The sequence below is a fragment of the Pseudomonas sp. MWU13-2517 genome, from assembly GCF_023242545.1.
Lineage (GTDB): Bacteria > Pseudomonadota > Gammaproteobacteria > Pseudomonadales > Pseudomonadaceae > Aquipseudomonas.
On record NZ_JALMFA010000030.1, the window covers coordinates 1 to 4204 of the forward strand.

7 protein-coding genes are annotated in these 4204 nt (G+C 59.1%); 3 read left to right on the forward strand and 4 right to left on the reverse strand.

What is annotated here, in order from left to right:
• The 4 genes from M5B97_RS27485 to M5B97_RS27500 all read right to left on the reverse strand — a co-directional run.
• Positions 1-359, reverse strand: a 359-nt coding sequence (locus M5B97_RS27485) for an ATP-binding cassette domain-containing protein (protein WP_248733234.1), incomplete at its 3' end; no start/stop codon positions are given.
• A complete protein-coding gene (locus tag M5B97_RS27490; protein WP_123718923.1) occupies positions 356-1336 on the reverse strand; it encodes a substrate-binding domain-containing protein in 981 nt (326 codons plus the stop codon). The genes M5B97_RS27485 and M5B97_RS27490, both read right to left, overlap by 4 nt.
• Before the next feature lie 32 nt (positions 1337-1368).
• A complete protein-coding gene (locus tag M5B97_RS27495; protein ID WP_248733231.1) occupies positions 1369-2190 on the reverse strand; it encodes an SDR family oxidoreductase in 822 nt (273 codons plus the stop codon).
• 234 nt (positions 2191-2424) lie between these two features.
• Positions 2425-2904 carry a GNAT family N-acetyltransferase gene (locus tag M5B97_RS27500; RefSeq protein WP_060756287.1) on the reverse strand — a complete coding sequence of 160 codons (480 nt, stop codon included), beginning with the start codon at positions 2902-2904 and terminating at the stop codon, positions 2425-2427.
• 188 nt (positions 2905-3092) lie between these two features.
• On the opposite strand from M5B97_RS27500, the gene M5B97_RS27505 reads away from it, so the two are divergent.
• From M5B97_RS27505 to M5B97_RS27515, 3 genes are read left to right on the forward strand one after another with little or no spacing between them, the layout of a single operon-like run.
• Positions 3093-3425: a hypothetical protein gene (locus tag M5B97_RS27505; RefSeq protein ID WP_248733232.1), complete on the forward strand. Its 333-nt coding sequence runs from the start codon at positions 3093-3095 to the stop codon at positions 3423-3425.
• A 49-nt stretch (positions 3426-3474) separates the two neighbouring features.
• Positions 3475-3741, forward strand: coding sequence for a hypothetical protein (locus M5B97_RS27510; protein WP_123718920.1), 267 nt, complete (start codon positions 3475-3477; stop codon positions 3739-3741).
• 50 nt (positions 3742-3791) lie between these two features.
• Complete coding sequence (locus tag M5B97_RS27515) at positions 3792-4172, forward strand: termination factor Rho (RefSeq protein ID WP_248733233.1); 381 nt, start codon at positions 3792-3794, stop codon at positions 4170-4172.
• Positions 4173-4204: the final 32 nt, after the last annotated feature.

Consider the following 4204-nt stretch of genomic DNA (forward strand, 5'->3'; position numbering starts at 1 on the left):
TTGCGCAGCAGGCCCCGGTTGACCACGCCGAAACGCGTCGGCAAATGCCCGAGGAACAGGTTCTCGGCCACGCTCATTTCCGGCACCAGGTGCAGCTCCTGGTGGATCACCGCCACACCGCTGGCGATGCTGTCGGCGGCATTCTTGAAGGCCATGACCTGCTCGCCGATCTGCACGGTGCCGCTGCTCGGAATATAGGCGCCGCCAAGGATTTTCAGCAGCGTCGACTTGCCCGCGCCGTTCTCGCCCATCAGCGCATGTACCGTGTGCGGCCGCGCTTCAAAGCTGATCTGCGCCAGAGCCTTGACCCCGGGAAACTCCTTGCCGATGCCGTTGAAGCGCAAGGCCGCGCCGGTCATTTCCACAGACCGATCTTGGTCAGTTCTTCCTGGAAGTTGGCGCGGGTGATCAGCGTCACTTCATCCATGGCCGTGTACTTCGCCGGCTCTTTACCGCTGGTGACCCACTCGTACATCGCCAGCGCCGTGTTGTAGCCCTCGATATGCGGGCTTGGCAGCATTGAACCGAAGAAGCCGCTGTCGGGCTTTTTCAGCTCGCCAATGGCGTCGGTGCCATTGATACCGATGCCGATCACATTGGCCGCCTTGAAGCCGGCGCTTTCGGTGGCACGTACACCGCCGAGTACGGTGTTGTCGTTCATGCCACCGATGATCAGGTTTTTTGCGCCGCCGGGCAGCTTGACCAGGGCCGAATTGGTGGCGTCCATGCTGCCGGGAACGTCGAGCGTCTTGAGCGCGGCAGTGAGGATGTGGTCCTTGGGAATGCCCGCCTCTTCCAGGGATTTGATCGAACCGTCAGTGCGCTTCTTGCCGGTATCGAGTTCGTTATAGGTGTTGATAACGGCGTATGTCTCCTTCCAATCCCAGCCACGCTTCTTCGCCTCGGCCGCCATCGCGGCGCCCTGTTTCTGGCCCACTTCAAAAGCGGCCATGCCCAGGTACGGGACGTCTTCCATGAAGTTGCCCTTGGCGTCGACAAAACGATCGTCCACGGCCATCACTTTCAAACCGTTGACCTTGGCTTTGCTGACGATAGCCGGGCCAAGCGACACATCCGGCGGGCAAATCACAAAGCCCTTGGCACCGTTGGCGGCCAGGCTGTCGATGGCCGAGAGGGTTTTCTCGCCGTCGGGCACGGCGATCTTGATCACGGTGAAGCCATGTTCCTTGCCGGCTTTTTCGGCAAAGGCCCATTCAGTCTGGAACCAAGGTTCTTCGGCCTGTTTGACCAGGAAACCGATCTTCACTTCTTCGGCCGATACAGAGCCGCTGAAAGCGACAGCGAGCGCCAGGGCGCCGAGTGTTTTCTTAAGCATGAACCACCTCCTTCTTATTATTGAAAACCGTATTAGTCGTGGTACATCACAGAACGCCCGCCATCGATCATCAGGCAGGTTGCATTGATAAAAGGCGCCTCGTCGGTCGCCAGGAACAGCGCCGTCATCGCCACCTCGATGGGCTGGCCGATGCGCTTGGGCGGGTGCAGGTCGAAGGCACGCTGACGCTCGGCGTGGGGGTCGGGGAAACCGTTCCAGTAGTCGACGTTGAGCTGGGTTTCGATATAACCCGGAGCGATGGCATTTACGCGGATGCCCTTGGGGGCATATTCGACCCCCAGCGCGCGGGTCAGGCCGAGCAGGCCGTGCTTGGCCACCGGGTAAGGAAAGCAACCGGGAATGATATGGCTGGAATGGGTGGAGGCGATATTGATGATGTTGCCGATGCCTTGCTCGATCATGTGCGGCAACACCGCGCGGCAACCGAACCAGGCACCGTCAAGGTCGATGGCGAAGCAGCGGCGCCAATCCTCGCCGGTCATCTCCAGCGGATCTCGGAACACGTTGACTCCGGCGCAATTGACCAGCACATCAACGCGCCCGAAACGCTCGATGGCCACATTGACCAACGCCTGCCATTGTTCCCTGGACGTGATATCAACCGGGTGCGCGACGACTTGCGCGCCACGCTCGCGCCAGTGGGTGGCGACTTTCTCGACTTTTTCACCCTGGATATCCGCGATGACCAGGCGCGCCTGCTGGGCCTGGAAGCAGGCCACAATCGCCTCGCCAATGCCTTGGGCGGCGCCGGTAATGATCACCACTTTGTTTTTCAGCCGCTCGCCATAAACAGGCTCGGGCACCGCGGGTAGTGATAACGGTTGGGGCTGCATCGCTTCACCTGTTTTATTTTTGGTAGTGAGTGCTGATGCAGCCGACTATAAACCCATCTTTTGGGGTATCTCAATATATAAATTTACATCCCATATAGTGAGAAAAAGACAAAAAAATGTGAGAGGGGCTTGCTCTCGATAGCGGTGAATCAGTCAGTCTCTCTGTCTGCTGTCCACTGCTGTCGGGAGCAATCCCCCTCTCACATTGATCTTCAGTATTTTCGCAAGGTCGCCTCAGCCCTGGGCAAAGTCGCGCAAGGCGTCCCCTTCCATGCGGTAGCGCACCCATTCTTCCTGCGGTTGGGCGCCGATGGATTTGTAGAAGGCGATCGCCGGCTCGTTCCAATCCAGCACGCTCCACTCGAAACGCCCACAACCGTTGTCGCAGGCGATTTTTGCCAGGTGGCGCAATAACTTCTTGCCGGCTCCGCCACCGCGCTGTTCGGGATTGATGTACAGGTCTTCCAGATACAGGCAGTTGCTCCCAAGCCACGTGGAGTAACTGAAGAAGAAGACCGCAAAACCGATCGGCAAGCCGTCGCGCAGGCACATCAGGCCATGGGCGGTGGCGCCCTCGCTGAACAGGCTGCGCTCGATATCCGCCACGCTGGCGATGACTTCATGCCGGGCCTTTTCGTATTCGGCAAGCTCGGTGATGAAAGTCAGGATCTGCGCAGCATCGCTGGGCACGGCGGGGCGAATCTCGATGGTCATGGGCAGGCCTTGGACAATTTCAAAGCACACATACTAAGGGGCTTTGATGACTGATTGCAGGGCTATTGGCGGCTTGCTACACAAAATTTTACAGGTGCTTCGATACCGCTCGTCGTCATCAAGGCACAAACCACAAACAGCGGCGGACCAATAAGAGGTAAGGACATTAATCATATGGAGACATCCTCATGAAACATTCCAAGTTTGCCGCCCTCGCCCTCTCCGGCCTGCTGTCCGCCACCGCGCTGAGCGCGCTTGCCGCGACGTCGTCCACCGGGCCGACCAACCCCGCCACCACCGAATCGCAAAAATCCATGGGTACCGGCATGGACACCAATGGCGGTGCGATCATCGATAACGGCGCAGGTGCCGACCCACGCACCAAGGGCAACGATACCCAACGCCAGGCGCCTGCTGCAGTCGGCAACGGCAAGATGGGCCCGGGGGTGAATGCCGAGCCCAAAGTAAACAAAGGCGACGACAACAACATTCCTGGCGCGCCAAAACAGCCTGCGCCTTGACCCCTCGAGCATGACGAACACCCGATCATTCCCCAGTGAAGAGGTACACATGAACGTCGATAGAAACCTTGAGAAAGAAGTCCTCACCCGCCTGCTGCACGCTCACCCGAACGGGCTGGGCAAAGAGGTGCTGGATAACTACCGCGGCGAAAAGGAGGTTGCCAGCGTCCTGGCCTTCCTGCAGGAACGCGGGTTTATCAAGGATGGGCATGTGACCACCGACGACGCCGGTGAGTATTCGTTGAACCTGCCGATCAAGCTGACCGCATCGGGCGTGGATGAAGCGCGCAAGCTGGACGGTTCAAGCCCTCAGTAATTCATTTTTGTCTGGTCTGGCCCTGCTGATGGGCCAGAAGGAGTATCGCAATGCCTCTTGGAAGCAAAGCCAAATACACCGCCGCACAGAAGCGCAAGGCCGCTCGGATCGAAGAAAGTTATGAGCACAAAGGCGTGCCCAAGGATGAAGCTGAGGCGCGGGCCTGGGCCACCGTGAACAAACAGTCCGGTGGGGGCGAAAAATCTGGCGGTTCGGGTCAACGCAAGGCGCCCGCCAGGAAAGCCGCCGATCGACAGGAATCAGCCAAACGTGCCGCCGCCACTCGTGAGGGCCACCCTCGCAACGGCCGCGCTTCGCTGGGAACCCAGTCCAAGGAAAGCCTGCTGAAAGAAGCGCGGGCCAAGGATATTCCAGGGCGGTCGAGCATGCGCAAGGATCAATTGATCGAAGCGCTTCGTAAAGCCGGCTGACGATCCAAATGAGAGAGGGGCATGCCCCTGAT

Coding starts and splice junctions, on each gene's coding strand:
- M5B97_RS27495 (WP_248733231.1), bottom strand. CDS start 2,190: ATGCAGCCCCAACCGTTATCACTACCCGCGGTGCCCGAGCCTGTTTAT.
- M5B97_RS27500 (WP_060756287.1), bottom strand. CDS start 2,904: ATGACCATCGAGATTCGCCCCGCCGTGCCCAGCGATGCTGCGCAGATC.
- M5B97_RS27515 (WP_248733233.1), top strand. CDS start 3,792: ATGCCTCTTGGAAGCAAAGCCAAATACACCGCCGCACAGAAGCGCAAG.
- M5B97_RS27510 (WP_123718920.1), top strand. CDS start 3,475: ATGAACGTCGATAGAAACCTTGAGAAAGAAGTCCTCACCCGCCTGCTG.
- M5B97_RS27490 (WP_123718923.1), bottom strand. CDS start 1,336: ATGCTTAAGAAAACACTCGGCGCCCTGGCGCTCGCTGTCGCTTTCAGC.
- M5B97_RS27505 (WP_248733232.1), top strand. CDS start 3,093: ATGAAACATTCCAAGTTTGCCGCCCTCGCCCTCTCCGGCCTGCTGTCC.